Source organism: Ralstonia sp. 1138, assembly GCF_040544795.1.
GTDB classification, from domain to species: Bacteria; Pseudomonadota; Gammaproteobacteria; order Burkholderiales; family Burkholderiaceae; genus Ralstonia; species Ralstonia flatus.
This window is the reverse complement of record NZ_JBEPKQ010000002.1, coordinates 526,294-549,410: the sequence shown is the minus strand read 5'-3', so window position 1 is coordinate 549,410 and position 23,117 is coordinate 526,294. Positions and strand designations below refer to the sequence as shown.

Below are 23,117 nucleotides of genomic sequence, written 5' to 3'. Positions count from 1 at the left end.
TCTGTCCTAGACGACGCCCCTGCCATGACCCAGCACCGCCCCGACCGCGCCGACCGCAACACCCGCACTGACCGCGAAGACACGGCCTTCACCGCCGCGCGGCCTCGGCTCTTTGCGATTGCCTATCGCATGCTCGGTAGCCGGGCCGATGCGGAAGACGTGCTGCAAGACGCCTGGATGCGCTGGCACCAGACCGACCAGACCGCGCTGCAGTCGGCCGAGGCGTGGCTCGTGACGGTGGTCACTCGCCTGTCGATCGACCGCCTGCGCGCCGCCAAGGCCGAGCGCGAAGCCTACGTCGGCTGGTGGCTGCCCGAGCCGCTGGTGGAGCCCGAATCCCACACCCCCACGCCCGAAGCCGCGGTCGAACTGGCAGGCGATTTGTCGATGGCCCTGCTGTGGGTGCTCGAACGCCTGTCGCCCGAAGAGCGTGCGGCGTTTCTGATGCGCCAGGTGTTCGAGCAAGACTACGCAGAGATCGCCGCCCTGCTGGGCAAGACCGAAGCCGCGTGCCGGCAACTGGTGCACCGCGCATCCGACCGTGTGCAGCAGGAGCGCCCGCGTTTTGATGTCGCGCCCGATGCGCATCGGGACTTGCTCGAACGCTTTGCCGAAGCCTCACGCACAGGCCAGCGCGACGCCATCCGCGCGCTGCTGGCAGACGACGCGCAATTGGTGGGCGACGGCGGCGGCAAGGTGCCGTCGTTCACGCGCATCATTCAAGACGCCGGCCAGATCACCAAGATCTACTGCGAACTGGTGCTCGCCATGGGCAACGTCCGCTACGTACACGCCCGCGTGAACGGCGAACCCGGCCTGCTGCGCTATGTGGATGGCAAGCTGGAATCGGCCCAGTCGTTCGTCCTCGAGAGCGGCCGCATCGTGGCGATCTACGTGGTGCGCAATCCGGACAAGCTGGCGCACATCGGCATCGGCGCATAAGAAAACGAAGATTTTCTGGCCGGGCTGTCACAACCCCGCCGCGTGGCGCGTCTTGAGGGTATGGAGCGACGCAAGGCAAGCACCGGCCCACCGGTCGCCCGCCTCGGCTCCTTCGTCCACCCAAACCCTCAGGAGCCACTCATGTCGCAAGCCCCTCGCATTGCCTACTTCCAACTCGCACCGAAGGCGTTCAACAACTTGCTGAACCTGTCGAACGGCCTGCGCCGCGACTTGCTGGGCGCACGGCTGGTCGACCTCGTGCTGCTGCGCGTGTCGCAAATCAACGGCTGCGCCTTCTGCATCGACATGCACTGGAACGACCTCGTCAAGATGGGCGAAGACCCGCGCCACCTGAACGCCGTGGCCGGCTGGCGCGAGGCCCCGTTCTTTACCGAGCGCGAGCGCGCGGCCCTGCGCTGGGCGGAGCTGGTCACCGACACCCCGCACAGCGATGCCAGCGACGAAGAATTTGCCCGGCTGCGCCAACACTTCAGCGATGAAGAGATCGCCGAGCTGAGCTTTGTGATCGTCACCATCAACAGCTGGAACCTGCTGAACGTGAGCCTGCGCAACCCGGTGCCGCTGAATGCGCCGTATGTTGCAGCGGCGTAACAAGGTCGGCGCCGATACGACGATCGCTGTACAGCAGCGCCTGCACCCACGCGTAGGCGCTGCACCTACAGGCTCGGCAGGTTCAGCCGTGCAGGAAGCGCACCATCAGCACTTCGTCTGCATAGCCCGTGGTTGATTTGAGCGCGCGCGGCTCCACGCCGTAAGTCTCAAACCCGCAGCGCGCATACAGCGCGAGCGCCGCATCGTTGCCGCGCACGACCGACAGCGTGAGCTGCTGCACCAACCCCGCTGCCGCCGCCACGATGCGCTCCACCAGCGCCACGCCCACGCCGCGCCCGCGCGCTGCCGGTGCCACATAAAAGCCCCACACGAAACCCTTGTGCGCGAGCTTCGCCATCGTTTGCTGCTTGAAGCCCGCCATGCCGATGATGCGTGCATCGCTGCCGGTTCCCGCATAGGCGCCCAGCACGATCGTCGTCGCCAAGCGCTCGGCAAACGCTTCCGTCGAGAGCCCGACCTCCGCCTCGTAGGTTGAGCCGAATGCGTCCGGCGAATCCTTGAGCGCGGCGAGCCGGATGGTGCGGTAGTCGGCGACATCGTTTGCATCGCCCGAAGACAACTGGCGGATTGCGACTGCGTTGTTGTTCGGGTTGGCGTTGGACATGGCTGACGAGGAGATTGTCGTGTAGGCAAGAAACAGACGTGGGCCGCCAGTATCGCGCCAATCACACGCCTTGGACCTACAGCGCCGCCTCCGTCCATGAAGCCGAGGGCGTTGTCCGTCAATTGGCCTATGTCGGCGCACACCCAGCTACCTATGCTTCGGGGAAACGCGAGTCAGCAGACCGCGACAACGAGAACCGGGGGGAAGCCATGGCCGAGCTTTTGATCGCCCAAGCGCAACGCAGCAGCAGCGCACACGTACAGCCCACGCCAGCACCGATCCCGCCCGACACCCCGCGGCACACACGCGGCCTGCACGGTGCCGCACTGGTGATGGCGGCTGCGCTGTCGCTGGGGCTCAGTGCCTGCGGTGGCGGCGACGATGCCGGTACCACGACCCCGCCGACGAACAACAACACGCCGGCGCCAACGCCGACACCATCACCTGCGCCGACACCGACGCCGGCCCCCGCCCCCGCGACATACTCGGTGGGCGGCACCGTCAGCGGCCTGGCCGCGGGTAAATCGGTCACGCTGCTGGACAACGGCGGCGATGCCGTGGTCGTCAGCGCCAACGGCAGCTTCCACTTCCCGACCAAGCTCGCGCAGGGCAAGCCCTATGCAGCCACGGTCGGCACGCGGCCTTCGGGCGAGAACTGCACCGTCACCAACGGCAGCGGCATTGTCGGCACCAGCAACGTGACGACCATTGCAGTGGCCTGCACGCCCAAGCCGCTGTTCGGCTATGCGGTCAACTCCACCGACGGCACCATCTCCGCCTTTACGCTGGATGCGACCACCGGCCTGCCTACCGCAGTGGGCACAGCAGTAGCGGTGGGAGCGGGCCCGCTGTCGCTGACCATCGACCCCGCAGGCAAATTCGTCTACGTGGCCAACGCCAACGACAACACCGTCACCACGCTGTCCATCAATGCCAATACCGGCCTGCTCACGGTGGTGGGTTCGCCCACCGCCACGGGCATGCAGCCGTACAGCATTGCGCGCACGCCCAACGGCAAGTTTGCGTATACGGCCAACTTTGGTGACAACACGCTCTCGGCGTTCTCGGTCAACACCGGCACGGGTGCGCTCACTGCGCTTGCGCCCATCACCGCCGGGGCCAACCCGTACACGGTCACCATCAACAGCGCCGGCACCTTCGCCTATGTGGTGAACGCCAACAGCGGCGCCACGCCCGGCACGGCCATGGCGTTTGCCGTCAACAACAGCACCGGCGCGCTCACGCAGGTGGGCACCACGGTCAACACGGGCAACACGCCGCAGTTCATTGCGGTTGCACCAAGCGGCGGCTTTGCCTACGTGGCCAATTCCGCCGACAACACGCTGGGTGTGTACAGCATCGACAACACGGGCGCACTCACCGCATCGGGCTCACCCGTGGCAACCGGTGTCAACCCGTTCTACATCGCCATCGCCCCGTCGGGCGGCTTCCTGTATGTGGCCAACGTGCTGGACAACACGGTCAGCGTGTTCAGCATCAACCCGGCCAACGGCGCGCTCACGCTGGTTGACACCACGCCCACCGGCAACGCGCCCGTGACGGTCATCGTCAACCCGGCCGGCACCTTCGCCTACGTGGTCAGCGCCGTGGACAACACCGTCAGCGCGTACAGCATCAACAGCACCACCGGCAAGCTGACTGCCGTGGCCAGCGGGTCAGCCGCCACCGGCAACATCCCGCGCGGGATGGCGATCGTGGCGGTGCCGTGAGGTTGTGATTGCGCTGAGTTGAGCTGAATCGGTCTGCAGGCATGCAAAGCCCCTCGCGATGGCGAGGGGTTTTGTTTTATTGCCGGCGCGTGCGGCAGCGCCGGCGGTGCTCACACATCAATCGCCGAAGTCGACTTCACCTTGCGACGTAGCTCGTATTTCTGGATCTTGCCCGTCGATGTCTTGGGCAGCGGGCCGAAGAACACCGCCTTGGGCACCTTGAAGCCCGCAAGCAGCGTCTTGCAGTGCGCGATCAGGTCTTCTGCGGTGGCGGTGGCGCCGTCCTTGAGTTCAACAAAGGCGCAGGGCGTTTCGCCCCACTTGGCATCCGGCTGGGCGACCACGGCGGCGGCCAGCACGGCGGGGTGGCGATACAGCGCGTCTTCCACCTCCACGCTGGAGATGTTCTCGCCGCCCGAGATGATGATGTCCTTGCTGCGGTCCTTGATCTTGATGTAGCCGTCGGGCATGCAGACGCCCAGGTCGCCGGTGTGGAACCAGCCGCCGGCAAACGCCTCGCGCGTGGCCTTCTCGTTCTTGAGGTAGCCCTTCATGCAGATGTTGCCGCGGAACATGATTTCGCCAATGGTCTCGCCATCGGCCGGCACCAACTGCATGGTTTCCGGATCGAGCACCGCTACCTGCGATTGCAGGTGATACCGCACGCCCTGGCGTGCCTTCATCGTGGCGCGGTCATGCTCGGGCAGCACGCGCCATTCGTCCTGCTCGGCACAGACGGCGGCGGGGCCGTACACCTCGGTCAGGCCGTAGACGTGCGTCAGCTCAAAGCCCATGGCTTCCATCTGCGCCAGCACGGCGGCTGGCGGCGGCGCACCGGCCACCATGCCGCGCACAGGGCCGCGCAGGCCCTCGCGCCACGACGGCGGCGCGTTCACCAGCGCGGTGTGCACGATGGGCGCTGCGCAGTAGTGCGTCACGCCTTCGTCGCGCATGAGGTCGAACACCAGCTTCGGCTCGAACTTGCGCAGGCACACATTCACGCCTGCGCGCGCCGCGATCGTCCACGGGAAGCACCAGCCGTTGCAGTGGAACATCGGCAGCGTCCAGAGGTAGACCGGGTGCTTGGGCAGATCCCACTCCAGGATGTTCGACACCGCGTTGATGGCCGCGCCGCGATGGTGATAGACCACGCCCTTCGGGTCGCCCGTGGTGCCCGAGGTGTAGTTCAGCGCAATCGCATCCCACTCGTCAGCCGGCAACTGCCACGCGTAGTGCGGGTCGCCGGAGGCGAGGAACGTTTCGTAATCGGTGTCGCCAAACGGCTCGGCCTGCGGGCCCAGGGCATCGTTCACGGCAATCACCTTCAGGCCGGGAATCTCCAGCGCCATCTGGCGCGCCACATCGGCAAACTCGGTGTCGGCCAGCAGCACGCGGGCTTCGCCATGGCGCAGCATGAAGACGAGGTTGGCAGCATCCAGGCGGATGTTCAGGGCGTTGAGCACGCCGCCCGCCATCGGCACCCCGAAATGCGCCTCCACCATGGCAGGCGTGTTGGGCAGCAGCGCCGCCACCGTGTCGCCACGGCCCACCCCCGCCAGCGACAGTGCACTGGCCAGGCGCCGCGCACGCACGTAGGTGTCGCGCCAGTTCTGACGCACCGGCCCGTGCACGATGGCCAGGCGATCGCCATACACATCGGCCGCGCGGGCAAGAAACTCGATGGGTGTGAGCGGGACGAAGTTGGCCGCGTTGCGGGCCAGACCGCTATCAAAATCCGTGGGCATTGCTGTGTCTCCGTGCGCCGGGCGCTGTTGCTTTTTGTTGGGCAACGCTATCATCGGCCGGCTCCCGCACTCTGTCACCCGGATGACAAACCGCCCGGAAACCCGCGCCACCCAAAGGCCGACGGGTTTCTTACAAAGCGAAGGCAGAGCCCCACGCGCCCCCGCCACCTTGACCGTGTGCCCACGCCCGCCATGACGACACCCCGTGCCCCGACGCCCGCCACGCAACTGCAAGGCCATGCGTGGTTCACCGCGCTTGCGCCTGAACACCAGGCCCTGGCCGTGCGAGAAACCCTGCTGCAGGCCTTCGAGCCCGGCGCCTTCATTGCCCGACGCGGTGAACCATCCCGCTACTGGATCGGCGTCGACACGGGCCTCATCAAGCTGGCCGTGTACACGTCCGACGGGCGCGGCTGCACGTTCTCCGGCGTGCCCGCCGGCGGCTGGTGCGGCGAGGGCAGCGTCATCAAGCGCGAAGACCGCCGCTACGACGTGATTGCCATTCGCGCCTCGCACGTGCTGCTGGTGCCCGAACCCGTGTTCAATACGCTGCTCGCGCAGAGCCTGCCGTTTGCCAGCTTTGTGGTGCGCCAGCTGAACGAACGCATGGGGCAGTTCATCGCCACCGTGCAGAACGATCGCCTGCTGAGCGCCGATGCGCGCGTGGCGCAAGCGATTGCACAGTTGTTCCACCCGGCCCTGTACCCGCGCACGAGCACCGTGCTGGAACTGTCGCAGGAAGAGATCGGCCTGCTGACGGGGTTGTCGCGTCAGCGCGTGAACCGGGCGCTGCAACGGCTGGCCGAAGGCGGAATGATCACGCTGTCGTATCAGACCATCCGCGTGACCGATCTTGAGCGGCTGCGGCTGTTCGGCCTGTCGGAGCTGTAAGCGCCGCGGCCGACTCTGTCACCCGGGCGACATTGCCCCTGTTGCGTGCAGACATAGAATCCTGCGACAGTCGCGCTTCATCCGCCGCCTTATCGGTCAGCCATGCCACTCATCAGCCGCGCCCACGTCCGACTCTCGCGCCTGCGCTTTCCGTTTGCGGTGCGCGTGCAGGCCGAGCTGGGCAGCGCGTGCCTGCGCGATGCCAACGGCCGACGCGAAGTGCGCCCGGGCGACCCGTTTGTCGTGCCCGCTTTCGCGCATTTCGGTTGCGAGATTCCGGGCACCGTGTGGCAGCCGTGCGCCATTACGTTCCACGCCGTGCCCGACGCCGGCTGCCCGCGCATGGCCGCCATCCAGCATGACAAACCCTGGGCCCGTGCGCTGGCCACACTGGTGTTCGAACACCCGGCGCAGGCGTGGAATGCCGCCCTGCTCAGCCACTGCTGGCAGGCCTGCCCGCGCCAGGTGCGAGCGCGGCTGTTTGCGGAAGGGGAAGCCCTGCATGCGCTGGTGCGCGAGCAACGCGCCGCCTGGGCGCTGTACCGGCTGGCGCACACCTGCGGCAATGACGCGCCCGAAGCCGAAGCGCTGCACGCGCTGGCCCGGCGCGCCGGTCTACGCAACGTGCGCACGCTCAAGGAGACGTGCGGGAGCCTGTTCGGAGTGGAGCTTGGCGCGCTGCTGGCGCGCAACGCAGATGCGGTGGGCGGTGCGCTGCAAGGCAGTGCGCCTAGGCTGGCGCACTGGGCGCAGCCGCTCACGGTGGCTGTTTAAGCGTCGGCCGCAGCCGCTGCTCAATCCACAATCACCCCACGCCGCACACCCTCACGCGGCGGCGGGCTGGGCTCGCCCATGATGTCCCGCACCGCGTCTTCAATCGTGGCGGACAGCGCGTTGAGCGCGAGGTCGTTGTCTTCGGTGCCGAACGGGTCTTCAAGCTGCGAGGCGATGGCCTCGTGCGCCATGAAGGTGTACGCCACGAACACCGCAAACACGGGCGTGAAGCTGCCGATGCTTTCCACCAGCCCGAACGGCAGCGCGGCGCAGAAGAAGTACACCGTGCGGTGGATCATGACCGAGTACGCGAACGGCAGCGGCGTGCCGGCAATGCGCTCGCACCCGCCGATGCTGTTCGACAGCTCGTTGAGGTTGCGGTCGAACGCCAGAACGGCAACCCCATCGAGCGCGCCGGCTTGCGTGCGACGCTGCACCCATTCGCCCAGCCACTGCACGATGGCGATGGGCCGGTAGCGCGCAGCCATCACGCGTTCGAACAACGGTGCGGGCAGGCGCGCAGCAAGGTCTTCGCGCGCATCGGTGTGACGCAACTGGTGACGCAGCGCGTGCGGCAGCGCACCCAGCACCTGCGCGAACTCGCGCACGTCGGCATCGGCTGCGGCACCGTTCGGCCCAGTGCTGCGCGGCAACGTCAGCGCCTGGCGCGTGAGTGAGCGCGCCGTGTTGAGCAACTGGCCCCAGAGCTTGCGGGCCTCCCAGTAGCGGTCGTAGCTGGCGTTGTTGCGAAAGCCGAGGAACACTGCCAGCGCAATGCCGACGAGCGAGAACGGCGTCGTGCTCAGGTTGACCGAGATGGGCAGCAGGTGCGCATGCACCGCGATGGCCACCAACGACACGAGGAAGATCAGGAACAGGCGGGGCAGAAGCTGCGGCAGCACCGATCCGCGCCATGCGAGCAGCATGCGGAACCAGTGCAGATGGGGGCGGACAACCATGGGGCGGGTGAGGCAGAAGGTGGAGTGCAGCGATTATCGCAGAGCACTCCTGGCGCCTGACACCTGTTTTTGGCGGTATTCAGGGCTCGTTCGGCCCTGTGGACCCTGCCTCCGCCGCGTCGGATATTTTATGAATTGATTATCTGAAAATCCCGACCCGGCTCAGCTCCCGCAAAAACCCCGCATATTAAAAATCCAAAACACAAATCGGCGCAAAGCGAACGCACTCGCTTTACGCCAACCCATGCAGAACCGCACTGCATTCTGCATGTTCAGGCCCGCCGTAAATCAGGCGGTCTGGGTATAGCCGCCCTTGGTCCAGCTGTTGCCGTCCCAGCACCACTCCGTGGTGTTGCTGCCGCTGGTGGCATATACGCGGATATGGACCGCGCTGCCGACCAACCAGCTGGTGACGGAGACGTTATCGCCCGGCTCGCTGAAAGCGCCCGTGTACCACCCCTTCCCGTCATAGCAACGCTCGGTGATCTTGCCACCATTGGCCGTGTAGACACGGATCGACGGCACGGTCCCCCACGACGTTGCAGCGGTCTGAACGTTCGACATGTTTTATCTCCAGAATGTGATTTCAATATCCATCAAATAAATGCAGCGAGATTTTCTCGGCATTTACTACGGCCCGGGTTCAGGGCTTCGCTAGCATAAGCAAAGAAAATTCCGGCTGCTGCTGAGAGATAAGCAGCACAGATGGAGAGAAAACTTACTGAACAAATGACCGATTTTTCGCGCCCAACCATTATGTTGAGCGCACCCACAAAATAGACAAAAGGCACCAGATGAGGTGCCTTGATCATGTCTAATCCAAAATAGCTGCAAGCGATGGCATAGCCACCATAGGAGCGCTCACTGCACCGCACCAATGAACGCCGCCAGCTCCGCCGTCTTGGGGCTGGCAAACACCTCCTTGGCGGGGCCGCTTTCATGGATCAGCCCATGGTGCATGAAGACGAGCTGATCGCCCACGTCACGGGCGAAGCGCATCTCGTGCGTGACCATGATCAGCGTCATGCCTTCAGCGGCGAGTTGCTTCACCACGGCCAGCACCTCGTTCACCAGTTCCGGATCCAGTGCGGAGGTGATCTCGTCGCACAGCAGCACCTTCGGCTGCATGGCGAGCGCGCGGGCAATGGCCACGCGCTGCTGCTGGCCGCCGCTGAGCTGGTCGGGGTAGGCATCGAACTTATCGGCCAGGCCCACCTTGACGAGCATCTGTCGTGCGAGGTCCTGGGCATCGGCCTTCTTCATCCCCTTGACCACCACGGGCGACAGCGCCACGTTCTCACCCGCCGTAAGGTGCGGAAACAGGTTGAACTGCTGGAACACCATGCCCACGTTCAGGCGCAGCGCGCGCAGTTGCGCGGGCGTGGCCTGCGAGCCCTTGAGCACCGCGTTGTCGACCACGATCTGCCCGTCGTCGATGGCTTCCAGCCCGTTGATGGACCGCAACAGCGTGCTCTTGCCCGAGCCGCTGCGCCCGATGATGGCGACCACCTGGCCGCTTTCCACGCGCAGGTCCACACCCTTGAGCACATGGTTGTTGCCGTAATGCTTGTGTACGGCGCAGAGATCAACGAGCGGCATAGAGCTTCTTTTCCAGATGAGAGGCGTAAAGAGACAGCGGCCAGCACAGCGCGAAATACGCCAGCGCCACCAGCCCGTAGATAAGGAATGGCTGGAAGGTGGCATTGGCCAGCACCGAACCCAGCTTGGACAGGTCTTCAAACCCGATGATGGACGCCACCGCCGTGCCCTTGACGATCTGTACGGAGAACCCGACCGTGGGCGCAATCGACAGGCGCACCGCCTGCGGCAGCACCACGTGCCGCATCTGCTGGAAGTAGCCCATCGCCAGGCTGGAAGACGCTTCCCACTGCCCGCGCGGAATGGCCTCGACACAGCCGCGCCACACCTCGGCCAGATAGGCGCTGGTGTACAGCGTCAGGCCGATGGCGGCAGCCGTCCACGGCGACATCTCGAACCCCGCCATGGACGCCCCAAAGAACACGATGAACATCTGCATGAGCAGCGGCGTGTTCTGGAAGAGCTGGATGTAGGCCTTGCTCACGCGCTGCAGCGTAGCGTTGCGCCCCACACGGGCAAACAGCACCACCAGGCCGGCCGTGCCGCCCAGCGCAAAAGCCATGAGCGACAGCATGAGCGTGGCAAGCAGGCCCTCCCCCAGCTTGAGGAGAATGGGCAACAGAGGAATGTCGGCAATCATGCGGCATCTCCAACGGAGGCGGCTGCGGTGGTGGTGGCAGCAAGCGGTGCAGCAGACACCGCAGGCACGCGGCGCCCCACGACAAAGCGCTGCCCGATCCAGGCCAGCAGCTGACGCAGCAACAACGCCAGCGCAAAGTACAGCGCCGTCACCACCAGGTAGGTTTCAAACGCGCGGAAGTTGCGCGACTGGATGAAGTTGGCCGCAAAGGTCAGGTCCTGCGCGGCAATCTGCGAGACGACCGACGTGCCCAGCATCACGATCACGATCTGGCTGCTCAGGGCCGGCCACACCTTCTGCAGCGCGGGCCGCAGCACCACATGCCGGAAGATGGCCCAGCGGCTCATGGCCAGCGCGTTGGCGGCTTCCAGCTGGCCGCGCGGTGTTTCTTGAATGCCCGCACGCACAATCTCTGTGATGTACGCGCCCAGGTTGACCACGGCCGTGAGCAGCGCCGCCTGCCATTCGTTGATCTGCACGCCCAGCGAGGGCAAGCCGAAGAACACGAACATCAACTGGACGAGGAACGGCGTGTTGCGGATGCCCTCCACATACACCTTGAACAGCGCATTGAACGGGGCGATGCGCCAGGCGCGGCACACGCCCCCGGCAATGCCGATGGCGCCGCCGAGCACCGCGCCCGCCGCCGTGAGCGCGAGCGTGAATGCTGCGCCCTGCGCAAGCTGGCCGCTGTAACTGAAGACAGCGCCAAAGTCGAATTGATAAGCCATGGAGGTCATCCGTGGCCCGGCACACCAACATGGGCGCCGGGCCTGTGTTGCGAAGGCGTGCGCGGGCTTACAGCTTGGTGGGCAGCGGCATCTTGATCCAGCGCTGCGACAGATCGTTCAGGCGGCCATCCGTCTTCAGCTTGGTGATGACGGTGTTCACCTTGTCGAGCAGCGCGGGCTCGCCCTTGGCCACACCCACATAGCAAGGCGTGTCTTCCACGGGGAACTTCAGGTCGAGCTGGCGCAGCTTCGTGCGCTCGTTCACCGCGTTGGCGACGATGTTGCCCACCGTCACCAGTTGCACCTGGCCAATCAGGTAGCTCTGCGCGGTGGCGTTGTTGTCTTCATAGCGCTTGATGGTGGCCGATGCCGGCGCAACGGCCGAGAGGGCCAGATCTTCAGTCGAACCGCGCGTGACGCCGATCGTCTTGCCGGCCAGATCTGCCGGTGCCTTGATCGTCATGTCTTTCGGGCCGTACACGCTCTTGGGAAACGGCGCATACGCCTGCGTGAAGTCGATCACCTTGGCGCGCTCCGCGTTCTTACCCAGGCTGGAGATGACCACATCGACTTTGCCCGTGGTCAGGAACGGAATGCGGTTGGTGCTGGTGACGGGCACCAGCTCGGCCTTGACGCCGAGTTCCTTGGCGACGAGGTTGGCCATGTCAATGTCATAGCCCTGCAGCTTGAGGTCCGGCCCCAGCGAGCCGAACGGCGGGAAGTCGTTCGGGATGGCCACGCGGATCACGCCGGCTTTCTGGATGTTGGCCAGCGCATCGGCATGCGCGGGGCGGCCGGGCAGCAATGCCGCAACAGCGCTGGCCGCCATGACGGCGTGGAGGAAGAAGCGACGCGAGATGTGGCGCGAAGCGTGGCGGGCGGTGATGCGGGTCATTCAAAAACTCCTTCGGATTCAGACATGGAGACGAGGCGAAACGAAACCGGTTCGTACGGCATGCGCTCGGGCGCAAGGTGGGGTGAAGGCGGCGGCGCGTTCAGATCAATCCCGCTGCGGCGCGCGGCTGACAGCAAGTGCGCGCGCATGGCCTCTGCACTGGCGGCAGCGTCGCCCGCCGCAATGGCCTGCACGATGGCGTCGTGCTCGTGCGCGGGGTGGTCGTCTGCGCCGTTGCGGGCAAAGGGCAGGCGCAGGCTGTGGCCGATGGCGTGTTCCAACTGACCGGCCATCGCCATCAACCCCGGGTTGCCCGACAACTGCGCGAGCAACAGGTGGAAGTGCAAATCCGCCTCTGCCGCGCTCAGCAAATCATTGCGCGCAAGCGCATGGGCCAACTGCTGCTGCAGCCATTGGAGGTGACGCAGGCCGGCGGCATGCATGCGCGCGGCGGCCAGCGCCGTCCAGCCGGGTTCCAGCACCAGACGCAGCTCGATCAACTGACGCGGCGACAGCGTGCCCAGCGCCGGCGTGGCAAACGGGCGGTGCATGCGCTCGGCACTGGCCCGCTCGGCGCCAAACGTCTGGCCACGCACCACCACGCCACGGCTGGGGAGAATGTCCACCAGGCCCAGCGTTTCGAGCACCGTCAGCGCCTCGCGCAACGACGCGCGGCTCACGCCCAGGCTTTCCGCTAGCTCGCGCTGCGGCGGCAGGCGGCTGCCACTGGGGTAATCGCCGCTCAGGATGCGTTGCTGGAGTGCTTGCGCAACGGAGGATGGAATGCTGTGCATAGGCCGAGATTGGAGAAAGACACGGTCGTGGTCTGACCGGTCGCCCACGGCTTATGCGAGTTTTGTGCCATGCAGCAAAAGGCTGCTTGTTTGGCGGTATTGCGGGGGGTTGGTTGCCTGGGCTGTGCCCTTGGGTGAGGCGGGGGCTGGGGGTGCGGGGGATTGGGCGCTTGGAGTTGGTGCGGGGTGCACCGGTTTGGGACGTGTGGGCGCTGAGGGAGCGGTGCGTTCCAACTAGCGTTGCACCAGTGGCGGAGCGAGGACCGTGTAGCACGTCACAAGAAACGTGACCTCGATGGAAGACGTAGACAACTTAGGCGCCTGGCGACAACTCCGACAGTCTGCGTACGCTTGTCAAAGGCTGCGGGATTCCCTCGACGGCCATCGCGTTTCTGATGGAGGACGACCACCCGCTCGAGAAGCAAAAAGGGGCGATCCGATCCGAGCTGGCCCCGGCTCCCCTCTCTCCACTAAGCAATACCAAGCTCCTTGGCATAGCCCTCCAGTTCGTCGGCGACGTGCGTCTTCAACGATTCAACGAATCGTTTGATCTTTGCATCGACGAACTGCCGAGACGGGTAGACCGCATACACGTTGCGGACCTGCGTGTGGTACTGCGGCAGTACGCGAACGAGTGCGCCGCTGCGCAGGTCGTCCATCGCTGCAAAGGCGGCCAGGAGCCCGATCCCCGCGCCATCCCGAAGGGCACATGACATTGAATCCATGTCGTTGACGCTGAAGTGAGGACCGGTAGGGCGGAACGTTGCATCGCCAGCGGGGCTCTCAAGGCGCCATTCGTCTGGCGCGTAATCGACTGTACCGAGGAGCACGCATGGGTGGTCGATCAGGTCTTCGGGGCATTCCGGGGTACCGTGGGCGGCCAGATAAGCAGGAGACGCTGCGAGGATGCAATGGCTGGTGCCGATGTTCTGGCTGACGTACGCGGAGTCTGGCAGCGTTCGCGTAATCACGATGCCGACGTCAAGCTGTTCTTCGAGCAGATTCGGCATGCGTTGCGACAGCAGAAGCTCGACGGACACTTCGGGATAGGACTTGCGGTAAGCCATGACGGCGCGCGTGACCAGATTGCGCCCGAGCCCGGGAACGGAGTGAACGCGCAACGTGCCGCGCGGCTCGAGCAGGGCGTCACGTGCCTCGGCCTCTGCACGCTCCACGTCGGCCAGGATGGCCACGCACCGGTCGTAAAACCGCCGTCCCGCATCGGTGATGACGAGGCGGCGCGTCGAGCGCTGCATGAGCCTGGTGTCGAGCGATTCCTCAAGGACAGAAACCGCACGCGAGACGTTTCCCACTGTCGTGTCCAGGTGGTTCGCGACGGCGGTGAAACTCCCCATCTCGACGACTTTCGCAAAAACCGACATGTTGTGTAGCTTGTCCATCCCACCTGCCCCTTTGGTCTGACTTCATCGTATCGGCCCTGCGCCGTGTATTCCCGCACCTCCCGTGCTTTGCGCGGGCGGCCGCTCTTCATCGGCAATCGCAGCCTTGCGTGTCGGTGAGCGTAACCCAGCGAAGCGCTCCGATTTTCTCTCTCCCGGAAAGAATCATTCTTTCCGCCCCGGCTAAATCCGGCGGGGCTTCCTACCTAGACTGCGTTCCGCAGACAAGCACTCCCTGACACCCGTGAGCCCCGGCAGCCATCGTCGGCTCGGTTGTACGTCAAGGCGCCGGGCGGCCGTCAAGCGGTTGACAAGGCATGAGTGCGCACCGATTCGAATTCCCACCTACTGGAGCAAGAAAGCCATGAACGCCCACTACGACCCCCTCTATCTTTTCATCAACGGCGAATGGATTACAGCCGGCGAGCGCGATACCGCACCGGTCATCAATCCGGCCACGCTGCAGGAACTCGGACGTGTGCCGCTTGCGACGGCGGCTGACCTCGACCTGGCGCTGCAGACGGCAAAGCGCGCATTCAACGTATGGCGCAATACGGTGCCGGCAGAGCGCGCGCGCATTCTGAAAGACGGCGCGAACCTGATGCGCGAACGCGCAGAGCACATTGCTGAACTGCTGACCCTGGAAGAAGGAAAGCCACTGGCCGAAAGCCGCGATGAAGTCCTGCGCGCAGCCGAGTACTTTGAGTGGTTTGCGGAAGAGGCCCGCCGCATCGACGGCCGCGTGGTGCCGTCCAATCGACCGGGCGTGCAGCAACTCGTGAAACGGCAAGCCATTGGCCCGGTGGCGGCTTTCACGCCGTGGAACTTCCCGGCCATCACACCGGCGCGCAAGCTCTCTGCGGCGCTGGCGGCAGGCTGCAGCGTCATCATCAAACCGGGTGAGGAAAGCCCGGCAACGGCACTCGCGCTCGCCCGTGCGCTGGACGACGCAGGGCTGCCCAAGGGCGTGCTGCAGGTGGTCTTTGGCGTGCCCGATGATGTATCGAAGACGCTGATTGCGTCGCCGATCATCCGCAAAGTGACGTTCACCGGCTCCGTCCCCATCGGCCGGCTGCTCGCAGCGCGCGCCGCAGAAGGCGTGAAGCCGATCACGCTCGAACTGGGCGGCCACGGCCCCGTGCTCGTGTTCAAGGACGCCGACGTTGAACGGGCGGCTGTGGAAGGTGCAGCAAACCGCTTTCGCGGCACTGGGCAGGTCTGCATTTCGTCAACGCGCTTTCTGATTCAGCGCGAGGTGTACGACGCGTTTGCTGCGCACTTCGTGTCGGCCACCCAGAAGCTCAAGGTGGGCGACGGGATGAAGCCCGGCACGCAGGTCGGCCCACTCGCCAACCCACGCCAGATTGCCAAGATGGAAGAGCTCGTTGCCGATGCCGTGGCGCGCGGTGCCAAGGTGCTGACCGGCGGCAAGCGCATCGCGCGCGATGGCTACTTCTTCGAGCCGACCGTGCTGGCCGACGTACCGATGGAGGCGCGCGTGATGCACGAAGAGCCCTTTGGCCCCATCGCAGTGCTGATGCGGTTCGATGAACTGCAAGACGGTCTTGCCGAAGCGAACCGCCTGCCGTATGGCCTGTCGGCCTATGCGTTCACGAAGGACGCGCGCACCGCCATCGACGTTGGCGACGGCCTGGAAGCCGGGATGATCGGCATCAACCAGTACCGCATCGTCTCGACCGAGCTTCCGTTCGGCGGCGTCAAGGAAAGCGGCATCGGTTCTGAAGGCGGCGCCGAAGGCATCGAGTTCTATCTCACCAACAAGTTCATCAGCCAGATCTGAGGAGGGCGCCACCATGTCAAACGCCAATTTCAACAGCCCGCGTGAAGCCGCGCGCGCCTTTACGCCGAAGCTCGCGGCACTCGTGGACGACGTGCTGTTTCCGCAGGTGTGGGCCGACGCCGCCCTTTCACCGCGCGACCGCAGCCTTGTGACCGTCGCCGCGCTGATCGTCGGCGGGCATCACGACGAGCTGCCCGCGCATCTGCGCCGCGCTGTGGGCAACGGGCTCACGCGGGAAGAACTTGCCGCAGCCATCACCCACCTCGCCTTCTACGCAGGGTTTCCGGCCGCGATCTCGGCTTCCGCAGTCGCGCGATCGACGCTCGGCGATGCACAGACCCAAGCACAGGCACAGGCGCAGCAGGAGACGCAATCATGAAAGCCATCACCTTCAGCGAATTCGGCGATGCCGATGTCCTCAAACTCGCCGACGTACCGGCCCCTGAGCTGCGACCGGACGACCTGTTGGTGCGCGTACACGCGGCGGGCGTGAACCGCGCCGACCTCACGCACCGACGCGGCGGATACGGCCGGCCGAACTTTGGCGACTCCACCATCATGGGGCTGGAAATTGCGGGCGAGGTGCTGGAAGTGGGTGCCGCAGTCGAGGGCTATCAGGTAGGCGACCGCGTGATGGGCGTGGTGGGCGGCGGAGCGTATGCCGAAATTGCCCGCATCGACTGGCGCATGGCCATGCCGATTCCCGAGCAGCTCGACTACGTACACGCGGCGGCCATTCCGGAAGTGTTCGTCACGGCGCATGAGGCGCTGATGCATCTCGGACGCCTCGAGCAGGGTGATTCCGTGCTCATTCATGCCGCGGCTGGCGGTGTGGGTTCTGCAGCGGTCCAGCTTGCGTACGCGACCGGCGCGACTGTGTTTGCGACCACCGAGGGGACCAAGCTCGAACGCGTTGTACAACTGGGCGCCGAACATGTCATCGACTACCGCACGGAAGATTTTGCCGCTGTCGTCGCGCAGAAGACGGAGGGGCGCGGCGTGGACGTCGTGATCGATTTTGTGGGCGAGCCGTATTTCGAGCGCAATGTCGCATCCCTTGCGAATGGTGGGCGCCTTGTGCAGGTGGGGATTCTGGGTGGCGGCGGACGCGTGCACGTCGACTTGGAGACGATTCTGTATCGCCACATCCAGATTATCGGCACCGTCATGAAGTCGCGCGCCCAGCAAGAGAAACACGCCATGGTGCGGCGCTTTCGCGAGCATTGGCTCAACCGCTTTGCCGGCGGCCGGCGCCTGGAGCCCGTGGTGGACAGCACGTTTGCGCTTGAGCATGCAGCCCAGGCCCATCGGCGCATGGAATCGTCCGCCAACGTGGGAAAGATCATCCTGACGATGGGCTAAGCATCGAACTGGCGTCCGGCGGTTGTGGTCACGCCTTTTCAGACAAGGGCTGCTGCTGGACAGTCGATGGCTCGTCGCTGTCAGCCCGCCGGGACTTTGCTCACGCGGTGGCATTCCCGCCCGTCACGGGAATGCGTCAGTCTGTTGTTATTGGCTGTTGCCACGCCGCTCGATGGCGGCTAGATCGCGAAGCGAGATGAGCGTCTCCTTCTGGCGCCCGCTTGATACTCATCTCGCTTTGCTCACTCCGGCTTGCGCCGTCATCTGCTGCCGATTCGCCGATCGGTTTTGTTGGCGGCGCTTACAGTCGATCGCCTCCGCGCCGCGGCTCGTTACTGATACTCCATCAGCACCGACATGGCGCCATTCACCGTGCCGGGCGTGACGTTGGCTTCGGTCTGAACGTAGGACACCCGCATCGGGATTGAGAACGAACCGCCGGTGTCCTTGTTGTAGTCATCGATTCTGGTGGACGTATCGAATAGAACAGCCGCCCCGGCACTGTCCGTTACCCTGATCCTCACGCCTTTAGCGGTGGATTCGGGCGAAAGCGGCAATACACCTGCCGAAGTCTCGATCGTGTCGCCCACCGGCTTGAGCCTGTAGAGAACCTTGTTGTATCCCTTCGGGCAGTCGTTAATGCTGATCTGGAAGCTGCGCTCGCCAGCCGTTGCGCCGATACCGGTCAAGCTTCTCGCGGTAGCGGGTTGCAGCGCTACGGCCTGACTTGGCACCGAGCAGCTTGCTTCGATTCTGGTCAGCGTGGTGTCAAGGCGGATGTTGTGAAAAGTCCAGCGGGATCCCGACGTTGTCTTTGCGTAAAAGCTGAACTGGATGTGATTGTTGGATACTCCGTTAACTAACGGTACAGCGTTCCTCAGCAATTGAATTTCGATCGGCGAAGAAAATTCTATGGGCGATTGATTTTCACTCAACCTTGTCTGAGGTTTTCCATTGATGAGGACTTGCATGTTCAAGCCTTTGATCGCCGTGAGAACGATCGGCCCCTCCACTTCCCAGCCCCCTGGGAGGCTACCTGGGACGGGCGTCACCATGGTAAAAGGCGTGAAATAGCGCAAAGTGCATGTGCCCTCACCACATAACTGTTGAGGCGTAATATAGCTTCTGGCCACAACGGTATCAGCAGGAGCATCCCCAGGCAGTGAGAGTGCGGTAGGAAAAGGACGGAAGTCTATGCCGAAAGCGGACGTGGCCGCAGTCAAGCCCAGCGCGGCCACTACTGCCCGTCCCACCACGCGCATGGCTTTCAGATCCAGCCGGTGCTTCTTCATTAGTTGCTCCCCAATATGCAAGGTATTGTTGGAAATGTGTGCCTCGCGCATCGGCCTATTGCACGTCCCCTCCTCCCAAATTTGATACACGTCTAAGTCGTTAGGGGTATCCAGGATGCGCGCGGCTATCACAAACACAGCGCTACGCGGAATGCTGCGATAACGGCTGGGCACGTGCGGATTGATTCTCTACATTGAGCAAAGATGGCGGCATCAGACGAATCCCAAAAACCGTAAGCGCCCGGTGATGAATTGCGCGCGGTCTGGTTTGACCGCACAGCAACTCAGGCAGCCAGCAAACGGCGGGGATACTGCGAGGCGTATCCGGGTCTCGTCAGGAAGAACGCCATGGCAACTATTCGGACCTGCGCAAGCTGCGGCCAACCCTTCGTCCCACGCTCTCAAGTACCGAACCAGACTTACTGCTCCATGCCAGCCTGCCAACGAGCGCGGCGACAGCGTTGGCAGCACGAGAAGATGGCAACCGACCCAGACTACCGAGAAAACCAAAAACGGAGTCAACGCGCTTGGCATGAGCGGCATCCGGACTACTGGCAGCAGTACCGGAACACCACAGCTAAGGGCGGGGAAACTAAGGGCGCACACAAGAGGGGCCAAGACTCCTCGTATGCCGGCTCAGTGCTGCCCAACTTCCCAGCTGGTCTCTATCGAATCGAAGCGGTTCTCCAACCGAGCGGCGCAACAATGGACGCGTGGATCGTACGAATGACGCCCGTGTATCTCGACCACTGATGCAAAAAGGACCTTTGCAAACATAGGACGTCATAGGCTCCGCATCTAACAACCGTTACCGTTTCTTCCATGTGAATCCTGGCCCCTCCTGCGACGCTGGAATTGCGCCTTCGGATCCACACGCGCCCACGTCCGTTAGCCGGCATTGGCGGAAAAAACTCTATGCGGTTGGACGTATGGCCGAAACCTTTTCGAGACCTCCCGACGAGCCCATCCTGCTTCGTGGCGCCGAGTACGTTCGGATGTCGACAGAGCATCAGCAGTACTCGACACAGAATCAGGCCGACAAGATTCGCGAGTACGCACAGCGTCGGGGCATCCAAATTGTGCGGACCTATGCTGACGAGGGTAAGAGCGGCCTACGACTCGACGGTCGCCAAGCGCTACAGCAACTTATCAAGGACGTTGAGTCCGGCACCGCCGACTTTCAAGTCATCCTCGCCTACGACGTCAGTCGCTGGGGCAGATTCCAAGATGCCGATGAGAGCGCCTATTACGAGTACATCTGCCGCCGTGCCGGCATACAAGTGGCCTACTGCGCAGAACAGTTCGAGAACGACGGCTCACCGGTCTCGACTATCGTCAAAGGCGTCAAGCGCGCCATGGCTGGCGAGTACAGCCGCGAGCTGTCTGCCAAGGTGTTCGCCGGCCAATGTCGGCTGATCGAACTGGGCTATCGACAGGGTGGACCGGCGGGATATGGCCTGCGGCGCGTCCTGGTCGATCAGCTAGGTACCGTACGCGCTGAGCTTACGCGCGGCCAACAAAAAAGCCTGCAGACTGATCGCGTCATCCTGATGCCAGGGCCGGACGACGAGACCGCAACGGTCAATCAGATTTATCGATGGTTTATTGACAGCAACTTACTGGAATCCGAAATCGCCAACCGGCTCAACGCCAGCGGCATTCGTACGGACCTCGGTCATGCATGGACACGCGCCACGGTGCGCCAAGTGCTGTCCAACGAAAAGTACATTGGCAACAACGTCTACAACCGGACGTCCTTCAAACTCAAGAAGCATCGCGTCGTCAACGGCCCTGAAATGTGGATTCGCAGGGACGGGGCTTTCGAAGCCATCGTTTCACCCGAGCTGTTCTATACAGCGCAAGGCATTCTGCGCGCTCGGGCGCGCCGATTCAGTGACGAAGAACTGTTGGACAAGCTGCGCAATCTCTATCGCACGCGCGGGTTCTTGTCAGGGCTAATCATCGACGAGACGGAAGGCATGCCTTCGGCAGCAGCCTATGCACACCGCTTCGGTAGTCTCGTCCGCGCTTATCAGGCGGTCGGGTTCACACCGGATCGTGATTATCACTACATCGAGATCAATCGCCTCCTGCGGCGTATGCATCCGCAGATCATCGGACAAACGGAGCGGATGATTGCCGAACTTGGCGGCTCAGTAGAACGTGACTCGGCAACCGACATGCTCACTGTCAATCGCGAGTTCAGTGTTTCGATCGTTCTATCGCGCTGTCAGATGCTGGAGACCGGCAGCCACCGGTGGAAGGTGCGCTTTGACGCTGGCCTTCTTCCCGACATCACAGTAGCCGTGAGGCTCGACACGGCCAACCAAGGGCCGCTGGACTACTACCTGTTGCCGCGATTGGACTTTGGTCTGCCGCGCATCAGCTTGGCCGATCACAACAGATTCGAACTTGAGACCTATCGGTTCGGTAACTTGGACTACCTCTACGGCATGGCCGAGCGCAGCCGCATCAGGAGGGCCGCATGACGAGGAAACACGCCAAGCCTGACCTGCGCATGATCCCGCTGGACGCAATCGAAGTCCTCAACCCCAGGGACCGCAACGCACAGAAGTTCGAGGATATCGTCCGCAACATCCAGACCATCGGTTTAAAGAAGCCGATTACTGTCACACCGCGCCCTGGGCAAGACGGCGCCGAGCACTACCTGTTGATCTGTGGTGAAGGACGCCTCAAGGCCTTCCGAGAGTTGGGGGAAAACTTTATCCCTGCGCTGGTGGTGGAGGCCAGTGATGAAGATGCCTTCGTGATGAGCCTGGCCGAAAATATTGCGCGCCGGAAGGGCAACGCCTTGGAGCTATTGGCAGGTATTGGCAGACTGCAAGAGCAAGGCTACGACAAGAAGGCGATCGCGGAGAAAACTGGGCTGACGCTGGACTATGTACACGGCATCCTGCAGCTCCTCAGTAGCGGTGAAGAGCGCCTACTTGTGGCGGTAGAGTCGGGGCGCATCCCATTGACAGCCGCACTTGTCATCTCGGGGGCCGGCAACAATGACCGTGCCGTACAAGTTGCCTTGCAGGAAGCCTATGAGACCGGCCAGTTGAGAGGTCACCAATTGCTGCATGCGCGGCGCGTCATAGAGAGGCGGCAGGCACTTGGAAAGACCTTGGCGCGCAGCGCACCACGCAAGCCGGCTGAGGTAACGACATCCAGTTTGGTGCGCAATTACCAGAAAGAAGTCGAGCGTCAGAAACTGCTTGTTAGAAAGGCTGAGACAGCACAACAACGTCTGCTCTTCGTCGTTGAAGCACTACGCGAGTTGATGTTGGACGAAAGCTTCACGGTGTTACTCCGCGCCGAGCGTTTGGATACGCTCCCGAAGTACCTGTCTGATCGAGTCTGGCCAGGAGGCCATACCTCATGACCGATCTGCTCGGGTTCATCCCTCGGCCACTGACGCTGCCGCTTGAGAACATTCTGCCGTCACGCAAGACCCCCGAGGGTCTCCAGCAATCTGCGAAGTTCAAACAGATTTTGTCGTCTATTGAAGCGATCGGCATGATTGAGCCGCTGAGCGTGGGCAAACCCGACAAAGCCAGCGGACTGCACGTCTTGCTTGATGGTCATATCCGACTCGCGGCGCTGAGGGAATTGGAGTTCGTGGATGCGCCTTGTCTGGTCGCCAACGATGACGAAGGCTATACGTACAACAACAGACTGAATCGAGTGAGCACGATTCAGGTGCACTTCATGATTCGGCGCGCCCTGGAGCGCGGTGTGCCTCGCGAAAAATTGGCCAAGGCGCTGAACGTCGATGTTCGACACATCATCATGCACGCGGCCCTGCTCAATGGCGTTTGCCCGGAAGCCGCAGAACTGCTGAAGGACTTTCACTTCTCACCGAACTTGGGTGCCGTGCTTCGCAAGCTGAAGCCCACCCGCCAGATCGAGTGTGTCGAACTGATGATCGCGGCGAACAACATCACAGTTTCGTATGCGCAAGCGCTAGTTGCGGCCACGCCGAGCAATCTGCTGCTACATGAGAGCAAGCCGCGCAAATTGAGCGGTGTCACCGCCGAGCAGATGGCAAAGATGGAGCGCGAGATGGGGAACCTGCAAGGCCAACTCAAATTGGTCGAGCAGTCCTACGGTCAAGACGTCTTGAACCTGGTCCTAGCCAAGGGATACCTCACCAAATTGGTGAGTAACGAAGCGGTGTTTCGGTTTCTGTCCCAGAAGCACCCTGATGTTTTACGTGAGTTTGAGACCTTGACACGATCAGTGTCGCTGGAGGCCTGAACAGGGCTCGGCTGAACCACTGCCTCTGTTGGCATTCCCGCCCGTCACGGGAATGCGTCAAT

Annotated in this window: 23 protein-coding genes and 1 pseudogene; 12 read left to right on the top strand and 12 right to left on the bottom strand. The window is 63.3% G+C overall.

The annotated features are described in order from the left end of the window. Positions 1-24: 24 nt before the first annotated feature. Positions 25-942: an RNA polymerase sigma-70 factor gene (locus ABIC76_RS10240; protein ID WP_354533875.1), complete on the top strand. Its 918-nt coding sequence runs from the start codon at positions 25-27 to the stop codon at positions 940-942. Between the two features lie 141 nt (positions 943-1,083). Further along, entirely contained in the window at positions 1,084-1,554 is a 471-nt protein-coding gene (locus ABIC76_RS10235) for a carboxymuconolactone decarboxylase family protein (RefSeq protein WP_354533874.1), read from the top strand. An 82-nt stretch (positions 1,555-1,636) separates the two neighbouring features. Here the strand turns inward: ABIC76_RS10235 and ABIC76_RS10230 are convergent, their stop codons facing one another. Then, positions 1,637-2,179 (bottom strand): GNAT family N-acetyltransferase, encoded by a 543-nt coding sequence (locus tag ABIC76_RS10230; protein ID WP_354533873.1) that lies wholly within the window; start codon positions 2,177-2,179, stop codon positions 1,637-1,639. A gap of 209 nt (positions 2,180-2,388) precedes the next feature. Here ABIC76_RS10230 and ABIC76_RS10225 point away from each other — a divergent pair, with 209 nt between their 5' ends. Beyond that, entirely contained in the window at positions 2,389-3,909 is a 1,521-nt protein-coding gene (locus tag ABIC76_RS10225) for a lactonase family protein (protein ID WP_354533872.1), read from the top strand. A 110-nt stretch (positions 3,910-4,019) separates the two neighbouring features. On the opposite strand, the gene ABIC76_RS10220 is transcribed toward ABIC76_RS10225, so the two are convergent. Next, positions 4,020-5,654, bottom strand: a complete 1,635-nt coding sequence (locus tag ABIC76_RS10220; RefSeq protein ID WP_354533871.1) for an acyl-CoA synthetase — start codon at positions 5,652-5,654, stop codon at positions 4,020-4,022. Positions 5,655-5,846: 192 nt separating this feature from the next. Between ABIC76_RS10220 and ABIC76_RS10215 the strand changes: the two genes are divergently transcribed. Further along, on the top strand, positions 5,847-6,545 hold the full coding sequence (locus tag ABIC76_RS10215) for a Crp/Fnr family transcriptional regulator (RefSeq protein WP_354533870.1): 699 nt from the start codon (positions 5,847-5,849) through the stop codon (positions 6,543-6,545). A 102-nt stretch (positions 6,546-6,647) separates the two neighbouring features. Next, a complete protein-coding gene (locus ABIC76_RS10210) occupies positions 6,648-7,319 on the top strand; it encodes an AraC family transcriptional regulator (protein ID WP_354533869.1) in 672 nt (223 codons plus the stop codon). A gap of 20 nt (positions 7,320-7,339) precedes the next feature. Here ABIC76_RS10210 and ABIC76_RS10205 read toward each other — a convergent pair whose 3' ends face one another. The 9 genes from ABIC76_RS10205 to ABIC76_RS10165 form a co-directional block, all read right to left on the bottom strand. Continuing rightward, the gene (locus ABIC76_RS10205) at positions 7,340-8,278 is read right to left on the bottom strand and encodes a bestrophin family protein (protein WP_354533868.1); all 939 of its coding nucleotides are present in this window, start codon (positions 8,276-8,278) and stop codon (positions 7,340-7,342) included. A gap of 288 nt (positions 8,279-8,566) precedes the next feature. Then, on the bottom strand, positions 8,567-8,842 hold the full coding sequence (locus ABIC76_RS10200; RefSeq protein WP_354533867.1) for a fucose-binding lectin: 276 nt from the start codon (positions 8,840-8,842) through the stop codon (positions 8,567-8,569). A 32-nt stretch (positions 8,843-8,874) separates the two neighbouring features. Then, entirely contained in the window at positions 8,875-9,090 is a 216-nt protein-coding gene (locus ABIC76_RS10195; RefSeq protein ID WP_354533866.1) for a hypothetical protein, read from the bottom strand. 49 nt (positions 9,091-9,139) lie between these two features. After that, positions 9,140-9,877 carry an amino acid ABC transporter ATP-binding protein gene (locus ABIC76_RS10190; protein ID WP_354533865.1) on the bottom strand — a complete coding sequence of 246 codons (738 nt, stop codon included), beginning with the start codon at positions 9,875-9,877 and terminating at the stop codon, positions 9,140-9,142. Next, positions 9,864-10,517 carry an amino acid ABC transporter permease gene (locus tag ABIC76_RS10185; protein ID WP_147216790.1) on the bottom strand — a complete coding sequence of 218 codons (654 nt, stop codon included), beginning with the start codon at positions 10,515-10,517 and terminating at the stop codon, positions 9,864-9,866. Before ABIC76_RS10185 ends, ABIC76_RS10190 begins: the two co-directional genes overlap by 14 nt. Beyond that, positions 10,514-11,248, bottom strand: coding sequence for an amino acid ABC transporter permease (locus ABIC76_RS10180; protein ID WP_354533864.1), 735 nt, complete (start codon positions 11,246-11,248; stop codon positions 10,514-10,516). Before ABIC76_RS10180 ends, ABIC76_RS10185 begins: the two co-directional genes overlap by 4 nt. A 67-nt stretch (positions 11,249-11,315) precedes the next feature. Beyond that, a complete protein-coding gene (locus ABIC76_RS10175) occupies positions 11,316-12,143 on the bottom strand; it encodes a transporter substrate-binding domain-containing protein (RefSeq protein ID WP_102064218.1) in 828 nt (275 codons plus the stop codon). Continuing rightward, complete coding sequence (locus ABIC76_RS10170; RefSeq protein WP_354533863.1) at positions 12,140-12,937, bottom strand: FadR/GntR family transcriptional regulator; 798 nt, start codon at positions 12,935-12,937, stop codon at positions 12,140-12,142. The genes ABIC76_RS10175 and ABIC76_RS10170 overlap by 4 nt, the downstream gene beginning before the upstream one ends. A gap of 470 nt (positions 12,938-13,407) precedes the next feature. Then, complete coding sequence (locus ABIC76_RS10165; protein ID WP_354533862.1) at positions 13,408-14,337, bottom strand: LysR family transcriptional regulator; 930 nt, start codon at positions 14,335-14,337, stop codon at positions 13,408-13,410. A gap of 364 nt (positions 14,338-14,701) precedes the next feature. Between ABIC76_RS10165 and ABIC76_RS10160 the strand changes: the two genes are divergently transcribed. The 4 genes and pseudogenes from ABIC76_RS10160 to ABIC76_RS10145 all read left to right on the top strand — a co-directional run. Then, a complete protein-coding gene (locus ABIC76_RS10160; RefSeq protein ID WP_354533861.1) occupies positions 14,702-16,138 on the top strand; it encodes an NAD-dependent succinate-semialdehyde dehydrogenase in 1,437 nt (478 codons plus the stop codon). Between the two features lie 13 nt (positions 16,139-16,151). Then, positions 16,152-16,517 (top strand): carboxymuconolactone decarboxylase family protein, encoded by a 366-nt coding sequence (locus tag ABIC76_RS10155; protein ID WP_354533860.1) that lies wholly within the window; start codon positions 16,152-16,154, stop codon positions 16,515-16,517. Beyond that, the gene (locus ABIC76_RS10150; RefSeq protein WP_354533859.1) at positions 16,514-17,500 is read left to right on the top strand and encodes an NAD(P)H-quinone oxidoreductase; all 987 of its coding nucleotides are present in this window, start codon (positions 16,514-16,516) and stop codon (positions 17,498-17,500) included. The genes ABIC76_RS10155 and ABIC76_RS10150 overlap by 4 nt, the downstream gene beginning before the upstream one ends. Before the next feature lie 208 nt (positions 17,501-17,708). After that, a pseudogene (locus ABIC76_RS10145) lies at positions 17,709-17,792 on the top strand (IS5/IS1182 family transposase); the annotation flags it as partial. A gap of 40 nt (positions 17,793-17,832) precedes the next feature. Here ABIC76_RS10145 and ABIC76_RS10140 read toward each other — a convergent pair. Then, complete coding sequence (locus ABIC76_RS10140; protein WP_354533858.1) at positions 17,833-18,843, bottom strand: fimbrial protein; 1,011 nt, start codon at positions 18,841-18,843, stop codon at positions 17,833-17,835. A gap of 878 nt (positions 18,844-19,721) precedes the next feature. Between ABIC76_RS10140 and ABIC76_RS10135 the strand changes: the two genes are divergently transcribed. The 3 genes from ABIC76_RS10135 to ABIC76_RS10125 are packed head-to-tail and all read left to right on the top strand — an operon-like array spanning position 19,722 to position 23,055. After that, on the top strand, positions 19,722-21,281 hold the full coding sequence (locus tag ABIC76_RS10135) for a recombinase family protein (protein ID WP_502947852.1): 1,560 nt from the start codon (positions 19,722-19,724) through the stop codon (positions 21,279-21,281). After that, positions 21,278-22,180, top strand: a complete 903-nt coding sequence (locus ABIC76_RS10130; RefSeq protein WP_354533857.1) for a ParB/RepB/Spo0J family partition protein — start codon at positions 21,278-21,280, stop codon at positions 22,178-22,180. The genes ABIC76_RS10135 and ABIC76_RS10130 overlap by 4 nt, the downstream gene beginning before the upstream one ends. Further along, a complete protein-coding gene (locus tag ABIC76_RS10125; protein ID WP_316888912.1) occupies positions 22,177-23,055 on the top strand; it encodes a plasmid partitioning protein RepB C-terminal domain-containing protein in 879 nt (292 codons plus the stop codon). Before ABIC76_RS10130 ends, ABIC76_RS10125 begins: the two co-directional genes overlap by 4 nt. The last annotated feature ends 62 nt before the right edge of the window (positions 23,056-23,117 follow it).

What these genes read in the sequence shown, in the direction of transcription:
- ABIC76_RS10240 (WP_354533875.1), top strand. Translation starts at nt 25, where the DNA reads ATGACCCAGCACCGCCCCGACCGCGCCGACCGCAACACCCGCACTGAC.
- ABIC76_RS10235 (WP_354533874.1), top strand. Translation starts at nt 1,084, where the DNA reads ATGTCGCAAGCCCCTCGCATTGCCTACTTCCAACTCGCACCGAAGGCG.
- ABIC76_RS10230 (WP_354533873.1), bottom strand. Translation starts at nt 2,179, where the DNA reads ATGTCCAACGCCAACCCGAACAACAACGCAGTCGCAATCCGCCAGTTG.
- ABIC76_RS10225 (WP_354533872.1), top strand. Translation starts at nt 2,389, where the DNA reads ATGGCCGAGCTTTTGATCGCCCAAGCGCAACGCAGCAGCAGCGCACAC.
- ABIC76_RS10220 (WP_354533871.1), bottom strand. Translation starts at nt 5,654, where the DNA reads ATGCCCACGGATTTTGATAGCGGTCTGGCCCGCAACGCGGCCAACTTC.
- ABIC76_RS10215 (WP_354533870.1), top strand. Translation starts at nt 5,847, where the DNA reads ATGACGACACCCCGTGCCCCGACGCCCGCCACGCAACTGCAAGGCCAT.
- ABIC76_RS10210 (WP_354533869.1), top strand. Translation starts at nt 6,648, where the DNA reads ATGCCACTCATCAGCCGCGCCCACGTCCGACTCTCGCGCCTGCGCTTT.
- ABIC76_RS10205 (WP_354533868.1), bottom strand. Translation starts at nt 8,278, where the DNA reads ATGGTTGTCCGCCCCCATCTGCACTGGTTCCGCATGCTGCTCGCATGG.
- ABIC76_RS10200 (WP_354533867.1), bottom strand. Translation starts at nt 8,842, where the DNA reads ATGTCGAACGTTCAGACCGCTGCAACGTCGTGGGGGACCGTGCCGTCG.
- ABIC76_RS10195 (WP_354533866.1), bottom strand. Translation starts at nt 9,090, where the DNA reads ATGATCAAGGCACCTCATCTGGTGCCTTTTGTCTATTTTGTGGGTGCG.
- ABIC76_RS10190 (WP_354533865.1), bottom strand. Translation starts at nt 9,877, where the DNA reads ATGCCGCTCGTTGATCTCTGCGCCGTACACAAGCATTACGGCAACAAC.
- ABIC76_RS10185 (WP_147216790.1), bottom strand. Translation starts at nt 10,517, where the DNA reads ATGATTGCCGACATTCCTCTGTTGCCCATTCTCCTCAAGCTGGGGGAG.
- ABIC76_RS10180 (WP_354533864.1), bottom strand. Translation starts at nt 11,248, where the DNA reads ATGGCTTATCAATTCGACTTTGGCGCTGTCTTCAGTTACAGCGGCCAG.
- ABIC76_RS10175 (WP_102064218.1), bottom strand. Translation starts at nt 12,143, where the DNA reads ATGACCCGCATCACCGCCCGCCACGCTTCGCGCCACATCTCGCGTCGC.
- ABIC76_RS10170 (WP_354533863.1), bottom strand. Translation starts at nt 12,937, where the DNA reads ATGCACAGCATTCCATCCTCCGTTGCGCAAGCACTCCAGCAACGCATC.
- ABIC76_RS10165 (WP_354533862.1), bottom strand. Translation starts at nt 14,337, where the DNA reads ATGGACAAGCTACACAACATGTCGGTTTTTGCGAAAGTCGTCGAGATG.
- ABIC76_RS10160 (WP_354533861.1), top strand. Translation starts at nt 14,702, where the DNA reads ATGAACGCCCACTACGACCCCCTCTATCTTTTCATCAACGGCGAATGG.
- ABIC76_RS10155 (WP_354533860.1), top strand. Translation starts at nt 16,152, where the DNA reads ATGTCAAACGCCAATTTCAACAGCCCGCGTGAAGCCGCGCGCGCCTTT.
- ABIC76_RS10150 (WP_354533859.1), top strand. Translation starts at nt 16,514, where the DNA reads ATGAAAGCCATCACCTTCAGCGAATTCGGCGATGCCGATGTCCTCAAA.
- ABIC76_RS10140 (WP_354533858.1), bottom strand. Translation starts at nt 18,843, where the DNA reads ATGCGCGAGGCACACATTTCCAACAATACCTTGCATATTGGGGAGCAA.
- ABIC76_RS10135 (WP_502947852.1), top strand. Translation starts at nt 19,722, where the DNA reads ATGGCCGAAACCTTTTCGAGACCTCCCGACGAGCCCATCCTGCTTCGT.
- ABIC76_RS10130 (WP_354533857.1), top strand. Translation starts at nt 21,278, where the DNA reads ATGACGAGGAAACACGCCAAGCCTGACCTGCGCATGATCCCGCTGGAC.
- ABIC76_RS10125 (WP_316888912.1), top strand. Translation starts at nt 22,177, where the DNA reads ATGACCGATCTGCTCGGGTTCATCCCTCGGCCACTGACGCTGCCGCTT.